Genomic DNA, 16,385 nt, shown 5'->3' with positions numbered 1-16,385 from the left:
ACGGATGGTCAAAGTCGGGGAGTGGCGGCACCACGGTGTCGCAGGGCTTTCCAGTCAGTGTAATTCAGGTTAAAATTGCGCGTTTACCGCGCACGAAAGCATCGGAGAAAGTACATCATGGCGCGCATCGCGGGTGTCAATTTGCCGGTCCAGAAGCATGTCTGGGTTGGTCTGCAGAGCATTTACGGTATCGGCCGCAGCCGGGCCAAGAAAGTCTGCGTGGATGCTGGTGTGGTTCCCACCACCCAGATCAAGTCCCTCAGTGAAGGCGAGGTGGAGAAAATCCGCCACGAGATCGGCAAGTACATTGTCGAAGGCGATCTGCGCCGCGAGGTGGGTATGGCCATCAAGCGTCTGATGGATCTGGGTTGCTACCGTGGCTTGCGCCACCGTCGCGGCCTGCCGGTGCGCGGCCAGCGCACGCGTACCAACGCACGTACCCGCAAGGGTCCCCGTCGCGCGATCAAGAAGTAACGGATTCCGAATATGGCTAAGCCGGTCAAGACCAAGAAGAAGATCAAGCGCGTTGTCACGGATGCCGTGGCACACGTGCAGGCCTCCTTCAACAACACCATCGTCACCATCACCGATCGCCAGGGCAATGCCTTGTCGTGGGCTACTGCCGGCGGCGCCGGTTTCCGTGGCTCGCGCAAGTCGACCCCGTTCGCTGCGCAGGTTGCCGCCGAAAAGGCTGGCCGTGCTGCAGGCGACTACGGCGTAAAGACTGTCGAAGTGCGCATCAAGGGCCCAGGCCCGGGTCGCGAGTCGGCAGTGCGTTCACTGAACGCGTTGGGCTACAAGGTGCTCAACATCATCGACGTCACGCCGATTCCGCATAACGGCTGCCGTCCCCCCAAGAAGCGTCGAGTCTAAGGAGCATACCCATGGCCCGTTATCGTGGAGCTACCTGCAAACTCGCCCGTCGTGAGGGTGCAGATCTCAGCCTGAAGAGCCCGGCGCGCGCGCTGGACTCCAAGTGCAAACTGGAAAACAAGCCCGGCCAGCATGGCGCGAACAAGCGCATGCGCATGTCCGACTATGCCGTCCAGCTGCGTGAGAAGCAGAAGGTCAAGCGCATCTATGGTGTGCTTGAGCGTCAGTTCAGCAACTACTACGCCAAGGCGGCGACCTCGAAGGGCAACACCGGTGAAAACCTGTTGCGCCTGCTCGAAAGCCGTCTGGACAACGTCGTCTATCGCATGGGCTTCGCGGTTACCCGCGCCCAGGCTCGCCAGCTGGTTGCCCACAAGGCGATCCTGGTGAACGGCAAGAAGGTGAACATTCCTTCGTACCAGGTCCGTGCCGGCGACGCGATTGCGTTGACCGAAAAGGCGCGCGCCCAGCTGCGCGTGCAGGAAGCGGCGACCATTTTCGACACCATGGATCTGCGTCCGATCTGGGTCGAAGTCGACGCCAAGAAATTTGAAGGCACGTTCAAGTCGGTGCCGGATCGCGGTGATCTGCCGTCCGACATCAATGAAGCATTGATCGTCGAGCTTTACTCGAAGTAATCACCGGAGTTCTGCATGGCAGTTTCGTCAACTAGTGTGCTGCGGCCCCGAGGCCTCAGCGTCGAACAGCTCGGAGCCAACCGCGCCAAGGTGGTGGTCGAGCCGCTCGAGCGTGGCTTCGGCCACACCCTGGGCAACGCGCTGCGTCGCGTACTGCTCTCCTCGATCCCTGGCAGTGCCATCGTCGAGGTTGAAATCGATGGCGTGCTGCACGAATACACCACCCTGGAAGGTCTGCAGGAGGACGTCATTGAAGTCCTGCTCAACCTCAAGGACGTGGCGATCCGTCAGCACACGGGTGATGAAGTCACCCTGACCTTGTCCAAGAAGGGCAAGGGCGTGGTCACGGCCGGCGACATCGTCGTCGACCATTCGGTGGAAATCATCAACCCCGAGCACGTGATCTGCCACCTGACCAAGGACATCGCGCTCAACATGCGTCTGAAGGTGCGTCGCGGCGTCGGCTATCAGCCGGCCAGCACGCGTCAGCATCCGGATGACGAGGCACGTCCGATCGGTCGCCTGCAGCTGGACGCGTCGTTCGCGCCGGTGCTGCGCGTGGCTTACGAAGTGGACGCCGCTCGTGTCGAGCAGCGCACCAACCTCGACAAGCTCGTGCTGGACATCGAGACGAACGGCACGATCGGTGCGGAAGACGCGGTCCGCAAGGCCGCCGAGATCATCAACGACCAGCTGTCCGTGTTCGGTGACTTCTCGCGTCGCGAGAGCGCTACCGACAAGGCCGAGAAGAGCGGTTTCGATCCGCTGCTGCTGCGTCCGATCGACGATCTCGAGCTCACCGTGCGTTCGGCGAACTGCCTGAAGGCCGAGAGCATCTACTACATCGGCGATCTGGTACAGAAGACCGAAGTCGAGCTGCTGAAGACGCCGAACCTGGGCAAAAAGTCGCTGACCGAGATCAAGGATGTGCTGGGCGGGCGTGGTCTCGCACTCGGCATGAAGCTTGAGAACTGGCCGCCGCCGGGCTTGTCCCACGGTATGCAGCTGGGCTGATAGTTTCTTGTAGTACCGGCGGACTGGCGAGTTTGGGCCTAGCTCTCTCGCCAGACGCCAGAAGCGGCCATTCGTGGCCGCGATCTTTTTTGCGATCCGCTTGATCGCTGCGGCATTTCGGTTTGGCAAGTATGGGTTTGCCCGCTTTGCCAACCGCCAAAGGTGGTCATCCGTGGCCACACTTCTAATAAGAGCCTGTTCTAAGAGGCTCCTCATAGCGGGTAACCGCGGGAAGCCGGACACAAGCGCCGGTTTTTCATAACAACAGACATCAGAGACTCTGCCATGCGCCATCAAAAATCCGGACGCAAACTCAATCGCACCAGCTCGCACCGCGAAGCCATGTTCAAGAACATGGCGTCCTCGCTGATCAAGCATGAGCTGATCCGTACCACCCTGCCCAAGGCGAAGGAACTGCGCCGCGTGGCCGAGCCGCTGATCACGCTCGCCAAGACCGACGGCGTGGCCAATCGCCGCCTTGCCTTCTCGCGCCTGCGCGACAAGGAAGCGGTCGGCAAGTTGTTCGTCGAGCTGGGGCCGCGTTACAACGAGCGTCCCGGCGGCTACCTGCGTATCCTCAAGTGCGGCTTCCGTCCCGGCGACAATGCGCCGATGGCGTATGTCGAGCTGGTCGGTCGCCCGCAGGTCGAGGCTGTCGACGCCGAGTAAGTTCGCCGGTTCAATCCGATCGAACAGGCGTTCAGACGTCCATATACAGAAACCCGGCAGGGCAACCTGCCGGGTTTTTTGTTTTGTACGCGCGGGCAGGGGGAAATTTTCACGGAATGTCGCAGCCCTGCTGACAGCGCGCCGACGAACAGGTAAGGTCGTTGTTCCGCAACGCAACAATTCGCCATGAATCCATTCCGCTGGTCGTACCGTGTCAGTTTTTTCGTCGGCTTCCTGATTTGTGCGAGCCTGCTGGGCTTTGCGCTGTACACCGAATTTTACTGGGGCCTGTTTCCTTGCCCGCTGTGCGTCTTCCAGCGCGTGGCGTTCATCGTGATGGCACTCTTTTTCCTGCTGGGCGCCTTGCATGCGCCGCGTGGTGGCGCTCGCTGGGTGTATGCCGGTGGCGCGCTGATCGGGTCGCTCTTCGGTATCGCCGTGGCCGGCCGGCATCTGTGGCTGCAGTCGCTGCCGGCTGACCAGGTCCCGTCGTGCGGACCGGGAATCGGATATCTGTTCGACAACTTCCCGCTGGCGGCCATGTTCCAGAAGGTGTTCACCGGCTCCGGCGAGTGCGCCAAGGTTGAACCGATTCTGGGTCTGCCGATGCCGGCCTGGACCCTGCTGTGGTTCATTGCACTGGCCGCGCTGGCGATCGTGGCCGCGCGCCGCCGAACTTTCCTGAAATGAATGCTCCAACCGTGATCAAGGCCGTATCGATGAATGCCGGTTTGCCCAACGCTTCCGTTCCCAGTCACTGGGCTCCCGATTCATGGCAGCAGCGCGAGGCGTTGCAGCAGCCGCAGTATGACGATGCGGTCGAGCTGGCGACGGCCGGTGCCCAGTTGGCCAAACTGCCACCGCTGGTGACGTCGTGGGAAGTGCTGGCGCTGAAGCAGTCGCTGGCCGAGGCACAGGAGGGCCGGCGCTTCCTGCTGCAGGGTGGTGATTGTGCGGAAAGCTTCGCCGACTGCACCAGCCCGATCATTTCCAACCGGCTGAAAGTGCTGCTGCAGATGAGTCTGGTGCTGGTGCACGGGATGAAGAAGCCGGTATTGCGCGTGGGGCGTTTTGCTGGCCAGTACGCCAAGCCACGCTCGACCGATACGGAGACACGCGACGGTGTGACGCTGCCGAGCTTTCGCGGTGACGTGGTCAACGGTCCGGCATTTACGGTGGAGGCGCGTCGCCCCGATCCGCAGCGGCTGATCCAGGCGCATGCACATTCGGCACTGACCATGAACTTCGTGCGTGCGCTGATCGACGGCGGCTTCGCCGATCTGCATCATCCGGAATACTGGGACTTGGCCTGGGTCGAGCATTCGCCGATGGCCGCCGAATACCGGCAGATGGTTGCCGGCATCGGCGACTCGCTGCGCTTCATGGAAACGCTGGCCGGTCCGATTGCCGGATTCTCCAAGGTGGATTTCTTCACCTCGCACGAGGCGCTGCTGCTGCACTACGAGCAGGCGCTAACTCGACAGGTGCCGCGCCATCCGGGCTTCTTCAATCTCTCCACCCATTTCCCGTGGATCGGCATGCGCACCGCCGCGCTGGACGGCGCGCATGTGGAATATTTCCGCGGCATCCGCAATCCAATCGCGGTGAAGGTCGGTCCTTCGGTGACGCCGGCGCAGCTGTTGCCGCTGATCGATGCGCTGAACCCGGACGACGAGCCGGGTCGGTTGACCCTGATCCATCGCATGGGCAATGCGAAGATCGCCGCCGCGTTGCCAACGCTGCTGGAAGCGGTGAAGCGCGAAGGGCGTCGCGTGTTGTGGGTAGCCGATCCGATGCACGGCAATACCGAGAGCACCTCGAACGGCTACAAGACCCGCCGCTTCGACAACATCCGCGGAGAACTTGACCAGGCCTTCGACATCCACGCGGCGGCCGGTACCCGGCTGGGTGGCGTGCATCTGGAGCTGACCGGCGAAGACGTCACCGAATGCATGGGCGGCGCGCGCGATCTGTCCGAAACGGATCTCGACCGCGCCTACAAGTCGATGGTCGACCCACGACTGAACTACGAGCAATCGCTGGAACTGGCGATGCTGATCGTGCGCAAGTCGGTCGGTGGACAGAGCTGACCGAGTCTCGGCAGAACGTTTGTGGAAAAGGCGGCCATCGGCCGCCTTTTCTTTGGTTCTTCAGCGCGCAGCCGTCGCGGGTTGGCCATTCACCGTGTCGAGAAACTGCGGCGGCTGCCATGCCTGGGCGTGTTGCTCGAAGCCATAAGCGATCGAGATCAGCGTCGGCTCGCTCCACTTCGCACCGAACAATACGATGCCGACCGGCAGACCGTGCGCAAATCCGGCGGGCACGGTGATCGACGGATAACCGGCGACGGCGGCCGGTTGCGAAGCGCCGCCCACGGTGGGGTCGCCGCTGACCACATGGTCGCCGAGTACCGGATCGGTCATGAAGGCCGGACCCCATGACGGCGCCAGCAGTGCGTCGAGATGGTCCTTCGCTAGCGCGGCGTCGATGCCTTGCGGGCCGGACAGCAGTTTTGCCTTCGCCAGCGCATCCACGTAGGCCTTGTCGCTGAGCGGGCCTTTCTTCTCGGCCTGCTCGAACAGCTCCTGGCCGAACCAGGGCATCTCTTCGGCGGCATGCGCCTGGTTGAAGGCGATCAGGTCGGCCAGCGTCTTTACCTTCAGACCCGTGCGGGTGGCCAGATACGTATTGATGTCGTGCTTGAAGTCGTACAGCAGCACGCTCAGTTCCGGATCACCGAGCTCGGTCAGATGCGGCAGGCTGACCGGGTCGACGATGACCGCACCTTGCGCCTTCATCAGCGCAATCGCCTGCTCGAGTACGCGGTCGGCATTCGGCTCGGCGCCGGCGAGTTGGCGCACGACGCCGATGCGCTTGCCCTTCAGCCCATTCGGATCGAGGAAGCGGCTGTAATCGGTGGCGTGATGGTCGGCCTCGGCCGTGGCCGGGTCACGCGGATCGCTGCCGGCGATCACTGTGAGCAATGCCGCGGCATCGGCCACGCTGCGCGCCATCGGGCCGGCAGTGTCCTGACTGTGGCTGATCGGCACGATGCCGCTGCGGCTGACCAGGCCCAGGGTGGGCTTGATCCCAACGATGCCGTTCATCGAGGCGGGACAGATGATCGAGCCATCGGTTTCGCTACCGATCGCCACCGTGACCAGTCCCGCTGCCACCGCAGCCGCGGAACCGGCGCTGGAGCCACAGGGATTGCGGTCGAGCGCGTAGGGATTGCGTGTCTGTCCACCGCGTCCGCTCCAGCCGCTGCTGGCGTGGTTGGAACGGATGTTGGCCCACTCGCTGAGATTGGTCTTGCCGAGAATCAGCGCGCCGGCCTTGCGCAAGCGCTCGACTAGGCCAGCGTCATGCGGTGCCGGCGCATCGACCAGTGCCAGCGAACCGGCAGTGGTGAGCATGCGGTCGCCGGTGTCGATATTGTCCTTGAGCAAGACGGGAATGCCGTACAGCGGACTGTGTGTCTTGCTGTTCTTGCGTGCGTCGTCGAGCGCGCCGGCAAGCTGCAGCGCATCGGGATTCGTTTCGAGCACCGCACGCAAGGCAGGGCCGGAACGGTCGATCTGCTGGATGCGTTGCAGGAATTGCTTTGTCAGCTGTCGACTGTCGAGCGCGCCGGTATCCATGCGCTGTTGCAGTTGTGCGATCGATGCATAAGCGGCGGCAGGGGGCGTGGCATCGGCGGCGATGGCCGGGACCGCAAGCAGTGCGGTGACGAGTGCAGCAAGACAGACGGCTGGACGGCTCACGGTAACCCTCGGTTCGGCGAATGCGGCATGTTGTCGCGATGTCCCAGCTTAGCGCCATGCTTGACCGATCGCTGCTGTCGCGCACGCCTATAATCGGACGATGAACACGAACGCCAGCCTGCGCTTTGCCAAGCCGTTCGGTGCCGCGGCCCTGCTTGTGGTCGCCATGCTGTTCGGCGCCCCCAGCCATGCCGCCGATGCACCGCCCATTCCCGACACCTTGCAGCAGCGCATCGCCGCCTGCACCACCTGCCATGGCGTGCACGGCGAAGGCACGCCGGGGAGTGGTTATTTTCCGCGCCTGGCCGGCAAGCCGGCCGCCTACCTGGCGCGGCAGATGCAGGATTTCCAGAACGGTCTGCGCAAGTACGCGCCGATGGAATACACCGTGCGCCAGCTGAGCCCTGCGTACATGCAGGAGATCGCCGAATACTTCGCTGCGCAACAGGTGCCGTACAGCCGCTCGCCGCTGCCGCCGGTGTCCGCCGCAACCTTGCAACGTGGCGAACAGTTGGTCAGCAAGGGCGATCCGGCGAACAAGATTCCCGCCTGCGCCAGCTGCCATGGCAGCCAGCTCACCGGCGTGCAGCCGTCCACGCCGGGACTGGTCGGCTTGCCGTATGACTATCTCAGCGCACAGCTGGGCTCCTGGCGCACGCATACCCGCGGCACGGTGGCGCCGGATTGCATGGCGGTGGTGGCCAACCGGCTGAGTGATTCGGATATCACGGCGGTAGCGGCAGCACTGGCCAGTCGCCAGCCGCCGGCCGACACGCATGCGCAGGCGGCCGGTTCGGTGACACCGCCGTTGGCGTGCGGTGTGCTGGGCGCCACGGGAGACGGCACATGAAATGGCTGCTTCGACTGTTGCTGTTGATCGTGCTGCTGATCGTCGTGCTGCTGGGCTGGCTGTTTTTCGGCGGTAGTCATCGGCCGACCCCACCGGCCATGAGCAAGGTGACTGCAGCGACCTTGCAAGATCCTGCCTTGATCGCCCGCGGCGAATACCTGGCCACGCTCGGCGACTGCGCCGGCTGCCATACCGCGCAGGGTGGTGCCCGCTTCGCTGGGGGCCGATCGCTGGCGACGCCGTTCGGCAATATCCCGGTGCCGAACATCACGCCCGATCGCGAAACCGGCTTGGGCGACTGGAGCTTCGAAGACTTCTGGCAGGCACTGCATGCCGGCAAGGGTCGGCACGGCGAGCTGCTGTATCCGGCGTTCTCGTACACCTCGTATACCAAGGTGACGCATGACGATGCGCTGGCGATGTTTGCCTACCTGCAATCGCTGCCACCGGTGCACCAACCGGCGCCGGCACTGGCGCTGAATTTTCCGTACAGCGTGCGCAAGAGCCTGACTGCCTGGCGTGCACTGTATTTCAGAGAGGGAGAGTACAAGCCCGATCCGGCGCAGTCGCCACAGTGGAATCGCGGCGCCTATCTGGTGCAGGGCCTGGGTCACTGCAACGAATGCCACGCGGCGCGCGATTCGCTCGGCGGCACGCCCGGCGATCTGCATCTGACCGGTGGCCAGATTCCCATGCAGAACTGGTACGCGCCGGACCTGAGCACGCAGCAGAACGGCGGCCTGCAGGGCTGGAGCGCACAGGACATCGTCGACCTGCTGAAAACCGGGCAGTCGGCCAAGGGCGTGGCGTTCGGTCCGATGGCCGACGTGGTCGCGAGCAGCACCCAGCACATGAGTGACGACGACCTGCAGGCGGTCGCCACCTATCTGCAATCGTTGCCGCCCCGCACGCCGCTGGTGGAAGAGCCGCAGCTGTTCAATGCCAAGGCGATCGTGCAGCAGGGCGAGAAGATCTACACGCAGCATTGCGCGGATTGTCACGGCAAGGATGGCAGCGGCATCGCCGGTGTGTATCCGCCGCTCAACGGCAACTCCTCGGTGACCGAGCCGACCGGCCTCAACGCGACCCGGATGGTTTTGCTGGGAGGTTTTGCGCCGGTGACGGCTGCCAACCCGCGACCGTATTCGATGCCGCCCTTCGCCCAGCAACTGAGCGACAGCGAGGTGTCGGCCGTGGTCAGCTACATGCGACGCTCGTGGACAAACAACGCATCGGTGGTGCGGCCCGAGGATGTCAGCAAGTACCGGCATACGCCGATCGATTGAGACGTAGTTACAGTCACGGAGGGCTACTTATGAAACATGGGATCTTCGTTTGTGCGGTGTCTTTACTTGCCGTGACTGCAGCATGTTCTAAAAAGAATGAAGCGGCGAACTGCAAATTGTTGAGCGACGTCAAATCAATGAACGCTCTGAAGTTGCAAGATGCGGAAAATGATGCGCACCGTGATAACAACAACGGAGATCATCGACTTCTGGGTCTTGAGAGTGGTATTGGCTTGCAGGTTCCTGGCTTAGTTGGCAATCCCGATACATCGGGGTATGGCCTAAAAATTGTTGAAGGCACAGAGATGCCATGTGAAGCGAGCGAGCATCAATTGAATATGACTGCTCTGCAGTACGCAAAAAAATACAACCAACAAAAGATGTTGCTCTGGCATCCTCCCGCACATTGAATTGACGAAGTCATGTCAACGTTTGCGGTGATGCACCATATCTAAGGCTTCCTGACGTAGTTAGCCAACATCTGCCAATGCGTCAGATCCCAATGCCCGCGCGCCTGTCCCGAAGGCGACGGCAGTACGAACAGTCGCGTGTTGCCGATGTTTTCATCCTGCAGGCCATAACTGGTGGCATGCCCGAGCACGGCGCGCGCTGCATTTTTGCTGGTGAATGCGAGCAACCGCGGCTGATGGCGTTCGATCTTGGCGATCAGTGCAGGCACATCGAACGCATCATGCGGCAGCTCGTTGTCGTTGCCGCTATGACGCTTGGCCAGATCGGTGAGGCCGATACCGTATTCGGGCAGCTGCGGAAATTCCGACGGCGCCAGCTGGCGCGGCGTCAGTCCAGCTTCGAACAGCGCACGCCAGAACAGGTTGCCGGGGTGCGCGTAGTAGGCGCGCTCGGCGGCCGAGCGTTTGCCGGCGGCGGTGCCGCAGAACACCAGTGCGAGGCCGGGTTGCAGCACGTCGGGCAGGATGTGGCTGTCAGCTTTTCGCGGCATCTTCGTCCAACAGGAAATCGGTGAACTGGAAGCGCCCGTCGCGCAGTACCGATTCGCCGCGGCGCAGCTTGAGCGGCTGGCGGAACAGCGGGCCGGCGTAACTCAGTGTGTGGAATTCACCGCGCTCGCCGCAGGGATCAACGCCGGCCGGCAAGGTGTCGAGCAGGGCGGCATCGTAGGCGTGGCCGCAATAGTCGGCGTCGAGCTGCTGGGTATCCACGCAGCACAGCATGGCGCGATGGCCTTCGCTGACGAAGCGTCGCGACAGCGTGGCGGTGTCTTCGCCCCATAACGGAAATACCGCGCGCCAGTTCTCGCGACCGAGCTGGCGCACGCGGTAGTCGCGCACGTCCTCCAGGAACAGGTCGCCGAAGGCGCAGTGGCGGATGCCGGGCCAGCGCATGCGCGCCTCGACCAGCCCCTGCGCATGGGCCTGCTCGTAGGCTTCGTTGCTGCCGGGCCAATCGAGCATCACTTCGAGCAGCGGTTGACCGAGAGCAGCCGCCTGCGCCAGCAGCACCTCGCGCTGCACACCGTGCATCGCCACGCGCTGGTAATTGCGGTTGACCGTGGTGAGCAGGCCGACCACCTGCCACTGCGGATCGGCAAGCAGACGCTGCAGCGCCAGCAGGCAGTCCTTGCCGCCGCTCCAGGCCAGCAGTATCGGTGTGGTCATGATTTCTGAACTCCCGGGTTTCGGTTGAACCACGTCAACTCGGCTGTCGGCGCCAACGCCGGCGGCACATCATTCGTGCCGACAGTTCATTTTGCGGCATCAGGCACGGGAATGCTGATTCGCCGTCATCGTTCATCGACAGCTTGTGGCTGCAGCCGCTATAAAGATGACTTGTTCGGGGGAGTATGCGGTGAGTGAAGAAATACTGATCAACGTGACCCCACGCGAGACACGGGTCGGGGTGGTCGAGAACGGCATGTTGCAGGAGGTTCACGTCGAACGGGCCTCCAAGCGCGGCTATGTCGGCAATGTGTACAAGGGCCGGGTGCAGCGGGTGATGCCCGGCATGCAGGCGGTGTTCGTCGAGATCGGGCTGGAGCGCGCGGCGTTCCTGCACGCCTCGGACATCGTGCGCCCGCCGCAGCCGGTGTCCGTCGACGGCGTGGAGTCGAATGGCAACGGTCACATCCCTTCGATCAGCGAGCTGGTGCACGAAGGCCAGGAGATCGTGGTGCAGGTGGTCAAGGACCCGATCAGCACCAAGGGCGCGCGGCTGTCGGCGCACCTGTCGATTCCCTCGCGCTACCTGGTGCTGTTGCCGTATGCGCGCACGCTGGGTATCTCCGCGCGGATCGAGGACGAGACCGAGCGCCAGCGGCTGAAGGACGTGCTGGCTCCACTGATCGGCGAGACCCCGCTTGGCTACATCGTGCGCACCAATGCCGAAGGACAGAGCGCCGAGTCGCTGGCGTTCGACGTGGCCTACCTCACCAAGGTGTGGCGAGTGGTGCAGGAGAACATCGCCAAGGCGAAAGTTGGCGAGCGCGTCTACGAGGAGTTGTCGCTGCCGTTGCGCAGTCTGCGCGACATGCTCAACGACGACATCGAGAAGGTGCGCATCGATTCGCATGCGACCTACGAGAAGGTGGTCAAGTTCGTGCACAAGTTCATGCCGAGCCTGGACGACCGCATCGAGCACTACGACGGCGAGCGGCCGATCTTCGACCTGTACGGGGTCGAGGACGAGATGCAGCGTGCGCTGAAGAAAGAGGTGCCGCTGAAATCCGGTGGCTACCTGATCGTCGACCAGACCGAAGCGATGACCACGATCGACGTCAACACCGGCGCCTATCTCGGCTCGCGCAATCTGGAAGAGACTGTCTACCGCACCAACCTGGAGGCGGCGCAAGCGGCTGCGCGCCAGCTGCGGCTGCGCAACCTGGGCGGCATCATCATCATCGACTTCATCGACATGAACGATGAGGAGCACAAGCGCCAGGTGTTGCGCATGCTCGGCAAGGGTCTGGCGCGCGACCACGCCAAGACCACGGTCTACCCGATGTCGGCACTGGGCCTGGTCGAGATGACCCGCAAGCGCACCACCGAAAGCCTGGCGCGCCAGCTGTGCGAGCCGTGTGCGACCTGCAACGGCCGTGGCGTGCTGAAGACGGCCGAAACGGTGACCTACGAGATCTTCCGCGAGATCACTCGCGCGGTGCGCCAGTTCAACGCGGAGAAGTTGCTGGTGATGGCAAACCCGGCCGTGGTCAACCGCATCCTGGAGGAAGAATCCAGCGCCGTCGCCGAATTGGAAGAGTTCATCTCCAAAAGCATACGATTTCAGGCTGAAGAGCATTATTCGCAGGAACAGTTTGATGTCGTCTTGCTGTAAATCCGTCGGCTGCAATTCCCGCTGCCATAGAGCTGGCCGGAGTCGCCGCGCGTGAACGCGTTGTGGCGGCGACGGCTGCACGGTGGCGCCCGCGCGCTGGGCTGGACCGCCGGCGTGACGGTGATCGTGTTTGCCGTGGTGGTGGCGCTGACCCAGTTGCTGCTGCCGCTGCTGGCGCGGCATCCGGCGTGGGTGGCTGCCCAGCTCAGCCAGCGGCTGCAGCGGCCGGTCAGCTTTGCCTCGATGGAAGGACGCTGGGCGCCGTCCGGCCCGCTGTTCGTGATGCACGGTGTGACTATCGGCGCGGCGGCTGGCGAGGGCGGTGCCGCGTTGCAACTGCCGGAGTCCGAACTGAAGCTCGACTTCGGCGGCTGGCTGCTGCCGTCGCGGCACATCCTCAACCTGCATGTGCGCGGCCTGCAGCTGGATCTGCTGCACGATGTTGGCGGTTGGCACGTCAACGGCATCGGCGTCGCTGGCGGCGGTAACCGGCAGCCGGTGTCGCTGGGCCGGATTTCGGTGGGTCTGTGGCTGGAGGATCTGCGCGTGGTGGTCACCGACGCCACGCTGCACAAGCAGTACACCTTGCTGTCGAGCCAACTGCACCTGAATCATCAGGGCGACCAGATCCGCTTCGGCGGCGTGCTGCGGCGCGATGGCGTGAATGCCGCCGTGCGCACAGCCGGCCGCTTCCGTGTGGACGGTCGCGCGGGTCAGGTGTGGGTCGGTGTCGATGGTGCCGAACTGAAGCCGTTGCTGGACGGCATCGATATGGACGGCTATACGGCCGAACAGGGTCATGGCAAGTTGAGTGCATGGCTCGACTGGCGCAAGGGCACGCTGACCAGCAGCCTGATCCGCTTCGACCTGGATACGCTGACGGTGACCGCCCCCGGCGGCGGCACCGCCAGCGTGGCGGCCCTGCACGGACTGGCCGGCATACGCCAGACCGCTGATGGTTACGACGTGCGCTGGGCTGGTGACGACAGTAGTGCGCTGGCGCTCAGCCTGCATCAGCCTGGCACTGAGCAGGCCAGCGTGGGCGTGGCCGCTCACGAGCTGCAACTGGCGCCGCTGCTGCCATGGCTGGCGCTGAAGCCGGATCTGGCGCCGACGCTGGCACAGTGGCTGGGCAGCGGCCACCCGCGTGGCGAGCTCGATCGCGTCGCGCTGCACTGGAATCACGCCGACGGGTTGCAGGCCGTCGCGGTGACCTTCAACGATCTGGGCATCGACGCGGTCGGCAAATTGCCGGGTGTGAGCAGTCTGCATGGTGAGGTCCGTGGCGATGCCGAAGCGTTGTCGCTGGAGCTGCCGGCACAGGCCACCACGCTGCAATTTCCGCACGAGTTCCGGCAGCCCTTCGTGCTGTCGCAACTGGCCGGCACGCTGGCGTTCTGGCCGCAGGACGGCGACTGGCATATCGGCGTCGATACGCTGGATTTCGTCGGTGTCGGCTATGCCGGGCAGGCTCGCGGCGAAGTGACCTTGCCGGCGCAAGGCCATCCGTTCATGGACCTCTACGCCACCCTCGATCACGCCGACGTGCCAGCGGCCAAACTGTTCTGGCCGCTCGGCTCGATGTCGCCGGGCACCATCGCTTGGCTGGATCGGGGGCTGGTGTCGGGCCGTCTCGACCAGGCGCAGGTGCTGGTGCGCGGCGATCTCGGCGACTGGCCATTCCGCCACAACGAAGGGCGGTTCGAGGCGCGTGTGGCGATCAGCAACCTGATCCTCGACTATGGCAAGGAGTGGCCGCGCGCCGAGGGTGTCAGTGCAGTGGCCAGCTTCGTCAACAACGGCATGCTGGTCGAAGCCAGTGCCGGCCACTCGCTCGGCGTGAAGGCGGACAAGGCGGTAGCGCTGATCCCGGATTTCGCCGAGGGCCTGCTCGATCTCAGTGTGCAGGGCAACGGCAGCGGCGCTAGCCTGATGGAGTTTGCGCGCAAGAGCCCGATCGCCATGCGTGAGGCCGATACCTTGGCCAAGCTGAATCTGGGCGGCAGCGGCACGTTCCAGTTTCATCTGGCCCTGCCGCTGCAGAAGGCCGAGGACGCCCAACTGGACGGCAGTGCGCAATTGAAGGACGCCGATCTCAGCGCGCCGGACTGGAACCTCAAGCTGGACAAGCTCAACGGCCCGCTTCGCTTCGACCTGCATGGAATGCAGGCCGGCCCGCTGGATGCCGGCTTTCGCGGTCAGCCGTCGAAACTGACTCTGGCGATCGCGGCAGCCAACAGCGACCCGGCCACCGTGCTGTCGGCGCAATTGCAGGGCAGCTACCAGATGACCGAACTGGTGCAGGACTATCCATCGCTGAAGTGGCTGGGTCAGCTGGCCGATGGCCGCAGCGATTTCGCTATCGGCTTCACCATCGCGCATGTGCCGGGCAGCGATGCGCTGGCGCAAACCCTCAGCATCGATTCGCCACTGAGCGGGATCGCGCTGGCGCTGCCGTCGCCGCTGGACAAGCCGGCGGCGGCAAGCCTGCCACTGCACCTGACGATGAGCCTGCCGGTCAGCGGCAGCGATCTGCAGCTGGGGCTGGGCGATGTGATGCGTGGACACCTGCGCCTGTCCGACGGCGCGCAGCGCCCACTGGCAGGCACCCTGGCGTTCGGCAACCAGATGCCGCAGCAGCTGCCGGCCCGCGATCTGCGCATCCGTGGCCGCGCCAGCCAACTGGACATCACCGGCTGGGTGCGGCAGACGGTAGCCGGCAGTGGTGGCGATGGCCCGGGACTGGAAAGCATCGACGTCAGCACCGATCAGGCTGGCTGGTTCGGCCGCCCGATGGGGCCGCTGAAACTGCGTGCCACGCCGCAACCCGATCTGCTCAGCGTGGACGTGGATGGCGCCGCGATGGCGGGCAACTTCAGCGTGCCGACCCAGGAGCTGAACAAGCGCGGTGTCACCGCGCGATTGCAGCGCCTGTACTGGCCGAAAGATACGACCCCGCCGCCGGCTGCCGGGGCGAATGCCGTCGTGGTGCCGACGCCCGATCCTGCCAACACCGGCATCAACCCGGCTGCGCTGCCGCCGTTCCATCTGTGGATCGGCGACCTGCGTCTGGGCGATGCGAAACTCGGCGAAGCGCGATTAGAGACTTGGCCGACCGCGACCGGACTGCATATCGAACAGTTGCGCGCGCTGTCCAGCCGCGTGCAGATCAATGCCAGCGGCGACTGGAACGGCAGCGCCAGCAACAGCCACACCCACATGCGCATCAATTTCTCGGCCGAGGATCTTGGCGCGATGATGGGGGCGTTCGGTTTTGACGGACTCGTCAATGGCGGCAAGACGCACGACCAGCTCGACGCCAGCTGGCCCGGCGCTCCCAGCGCACTGTCACTGGCCACGATGGACGGCACCCTCGGCATCAACGTCAGCAATGGCCGCATTCCCGAAGCGACATCGCCGGGCGTGGGGCGCCTGCTCGGACTGGTCTCGCTGGCCGAACTGCCGCGCCGGCTCACCCTGGATTTCGGCGATGTGTTCGGCAAGGGGCTGGGGTTCGATTCGATTGCCGGCGACTTCCATCTGTCCAACGGCAACGCCACCACCGACAACCTGGTGATCGCCGGTTCGTCGGCGAATATCAGCATCACCGGTCGCACCGGTCTGCGCGCCAAGGACTACGACCAGGAGATGCGGGTGGTGCCGCATGTCGGCAACAGCCTGCCGCTGGTCGGTGCGGTGGTCGGCGGCCCGATCGGTGCGGCGGCCGGCTTCGCCGTGCAGGGTCTGCTCGGCAAGGGTCTGAATCAGGCGGCCAGTGCGCGTTACAAGATCACCGGCACCTGGGACAAGCCGGTGATGACCCTGATCGAGAAGCATGGCGCCACGGCGCCCCTGCTCAATCAAGCCGCCGGCTTGCCGGCCGCTGCCGGTAGCGTGGCTTTGCCGCCGGCGGGTCTGTTGCCGGCGGCGGCAGGCAGTGTGAGACCACCTGCGCCAGCCAGCTTGATTCATCCGTAACCTG

The 16,385-nt window shown here is 64.0% G+C and carries 15 protein-coding genes; 12 read left to right on the top strand and 3 right to left on the bottom strand.

Going from position 1 to position 16,385, the window contains the following annotated elements:
* Positions 1-117 precede the first annotated feature (117 nt).
* The 7 genes from rpsM to IE071_RS09345 all read left to right on the top strand — a co-directional run bounded on the left by rpsM (position 118) and on the right by IE071_RS09345 (position 5,284).
* Entirely contained in the window at positions 118-474 is a 357-nt protein-coding gene (rpsM, locus tag IE071_RS09375; protein WP_072757722.1) for a 30S ribosomal protein S13, read from the top strand.
* A gap of 12 nt (positions 475-486) precedes the next feature.
* Positions 487-873 (top strand): 30S ribosomal protein S11, encoded by a 387-nt coding sequence (gene rpsK, locus IE071_RS09370; protein ID WP_007513384.1) that lies wholly within the window; start codon positions 487-489, stop codon positions 871-873.
* Between the two features lie 11 nt (positions 874-884).
* Positions 885-1,511: a 30S ribosomal protein S4 gene (gene rpsD / locus IE071_RS09365; protein ID WP_189440809.1), complete on the top strand. Its 627-nt coding sequence runs from the start codon at positions 885-887 to the stop codon at positions 1,509-1,511.
* A 15-nt stretch (positions 1,512-1,526) separates the two neighbouring features.
* Positions 1,527-2,525, top strand: coding sequence for a DNA-directed RNA polymerase subunit alpha (locus IE071_RS09360; protein WP_056714883.1), 999 nt, complete (start codon positions 1,527-1,529; stop codon positions 2,523-2,525).
* 285 nt (positions 2,526-2,810) lie between these two features.
* Positions 2,811-3,194, top strand: a complete 384-nt coding sequence (gene rplQ, locus IE071_RS09355) for a 50S ribosomal protein L17 (protein WP_189440808.1) — start codon at positions 2,811-2,813, stop codon at positions 3,192-3,194.
* 186 nt (positions 3,195-3,380) lie between these two features.
* The gene (locus tag IE071_RS09350) at positions 3,381-3,884 is read left to right on the top strand and encodes a disulfide bond formation protein B (protein WP_189440807.1); all 504 of its coding nucleotides are present in this window, start codon (positions 3,381-3,383) and stop codon (positions 3,882-3,884) included.
* Entirely contained in the window at positions 3,881-5,284 is a 1,404-nt protein-coding gene (locus IE071_RS09345; RefSeq protein ID WP_425503437.1) for a class II 3-deoxy-7-phosphoheptulonate synthase, read from the top strand. The genes IE071_RS09350 and IE071_RS09345 overlap by 4 nt, the downstream gene beginning before the upstream one ends.
* Before the next feature lie 60 nt (positions 5,285-5,344).
* Here IE071_RS09345 and IE071_RS09340 read toward each other — a convergent pair whose 3' ends face one another.
* Complete coding sequence (locus tag IE071_RS09340; RefSeq protein WP_189440806.1) at positions 5,345-6,958, bottom strand: amidase; 1,614 nt, start codon at positions 6,956-6,958, stop codon at positions 5,345-5,347.
* A 100-nt stretch (positions 6,959-7,058) separates the two neighbouring features.
* Between IE071_RS09340 and IE071_RS09335 the strand changes: the two genes are divergently transcribed.
* From IE071_RS09335 to IE071_RS09325, 3 genes are read left to right on the top strand one after another with little or no spacing between them, the layout of a single operon-like run.
* Positions 7,059-7,808, top strand: coding sequence for a c-type cytochrome (locus tag IE071_RS09335; RefSeq protein WP_189440805.1), 750 nt, complete (start codon positions 7,059-7,061; stop codon positions 7,806-7,808).
* Positions 7,805-9,094, top strand: a complete 1,290-nt coding sequence (locus IE071_RS09330; protein WP_189440804.1) for a cytochrome c — start codon at positions 7,805-7,807, stop codon at positions 9,092-9,094. Before IE071_RS09335 ends, IE071_RS09330 begins: the two co-directional genes overlap by 4 nt.
* 29 nt (positions 9,095-9,123) lie before the next feature.
* Entirely contained in the window at positions 9,124-9,504 is a 381-nt protein-coding gene (locus tag IE071_RS09325) for a hypothetical protein (RefSeq protein WP_189440803.1), read from the top strand.
* Positions 9,505-9,545: 41 nt separating this feature from the next.
* Here IE071_RS09325 and IE071_RS09320 read toward each other — a convergent pair whose 3' ends face one another.
* Entirely contained in the window at positions 9,546-10,055 is a 510-nt protein-coding gene (locus IE071_RS09320) for a mismatch-specific DNA-glycosylase (protein WP_189440802.1), read from the bottom strand.
* The gene (locus IE071_RS09315) at positions 10,039-10,731 is read right to left on the bottom strand and encodes a Dph6-related ATP pyrophosphatase (protein ID WP_189440801.1); all 693 of its coding nucleotides are present in this window, start codon (positions 10,729-10,731) and stop codon (positions 10,039-10,041) included. Before IE071_RS09315 ends, IE071_RS09320 begins: the two co-directional genes overlap by 17 nt.
* 190 nt (positions 10,732-10,921) lie before the next feature.
* Between IE071_RS09315 and rng the strand changes: the two genes are divergently transcribed.
* Both rng and IE071_RS09305 read left to right on the top strand, forming a co-directional pair.
* Positions 10,922-12,403 carry a ribonuclease G gene (rng, locus tag IE071_RS09310; protein ID WP_189440800.1) on the top strand — a complete coding sequence of 494 codons (1,482 nt, stop codon included), beginning with the start codon at positions 10,922-10,924 and terminating at the stop codon, positions 12,401-12,403.
* Between the two features lie 51 nt (positions 12,404-12,454).
* Complete coding sequence (locus tag IE071_RS09305) at positions 12,455-16,381, top strand: YhdP family protein (protein ID WP_189440799.1); 3,927 nt, start codon at positions 12,455-12,457, stop codon at positions 16,379-16,381.
* Positions 16,382-16,385 lie beyond the last annotated feature (4 nt).

Source organism: Rhodanobacter panaciterrae, assembly GCF_014651895.1.
In the GTDB taxonomy this organism is placed as follows: Bacteria; Pseudomonadota; Gammaproteobacteria; order Xanthomonadales; family Rhodanobacteraceae; genus Rhodanobacter; species Rhodanobacter panaciterrae.
Note: the sequence above shows the minus strand (reverse complement) of the source record. Positions and strands in the feature narration are given on the sequence as shown.

Bases quoted from the DNA above. Each gene is read 5' to 3' on its own strand.
- rpsK (WP_007513384.1), top strand. From the start codon at position 487: ATGGCTAAGCCGGTCAAGACCAAGAAGAAGATCAAGCGCGTTGTCACG.
- IE071_RS09315 (WP_189440801.1), bottom strand. From the start codon at position 10,731: ATGACCACACCGATACTGCTGGCCTGGAGCGGCGGCAAGGACTGCCTG.
- rpsD (WP_189440809.1), top strand. From the start codon at position 885: ATGGCCCGTTATCGTGGAGCTACCTGCAAACTCGCCCGTCGTGAGGGT.
- IE071_RS09330 (WP_189440804.1), top strand. From the start codon at position 7,805: ATGAAATGGCTGCTTCGACTGTTGCTGTTGATCGTGCTGCTGATCGTC.
- rpsM (WP_072757722.1), top strand. From the start codon at position 118: ATGGCGCGCATCGCGGGTGTCAATTTGCCGGTCCAGAAGCATGTCTGG.
- IE071_RS09350 (WP_189440807.1), top strand. From the start codon at position 3,381: ATGAATCCATTCCGCTGGTCGTACCGTGTCAGTTTTTTCGTCGGCTTC.
- IE071_RS09345 (WP_425503437.1), top strand. From the start codon at position 3,881: ATGAATGCTCCAACCGTGATCAAGGCCGTATCGATGAATGCCGGTTTG.
- IE071_RS09325 (WP_189440803.1), top strand. From the start codon at position 9,124: ATGAAACATGGGATCTTCGTTTGTGCGGTGTCTTTACTTGCCGTGACT.
- IE071_RS09335 (WP_189440805.1), top strand. From the start codon at position 7,059: ATGAACACGAACGCCAGCCTGCGCTTTGCCAAGCCGTTCGGTGCCGCG.
- rplQ (WP_189440808.1), top strand. From the start codon at position 2,811: ATGCGCCATCAAAAATCCGGACGCAAACTCAATCGCACCAGCTCGCAC.
- IE071_RS09320 (WP_189440802.1), bottom strand. From the start codon at position 10,055: ATGCCGCGAAAAGCTGACAGCCACATCCTGCCCGACGTGCTGCAACCC.
- IE071_RS09360 (WP_056714883.1), top strand. From the start codon at position 1,527: ATGGCAGTTTCGTCAACTAGTGTGCTGCGGCCCCGAGGCCTCAGCGTC.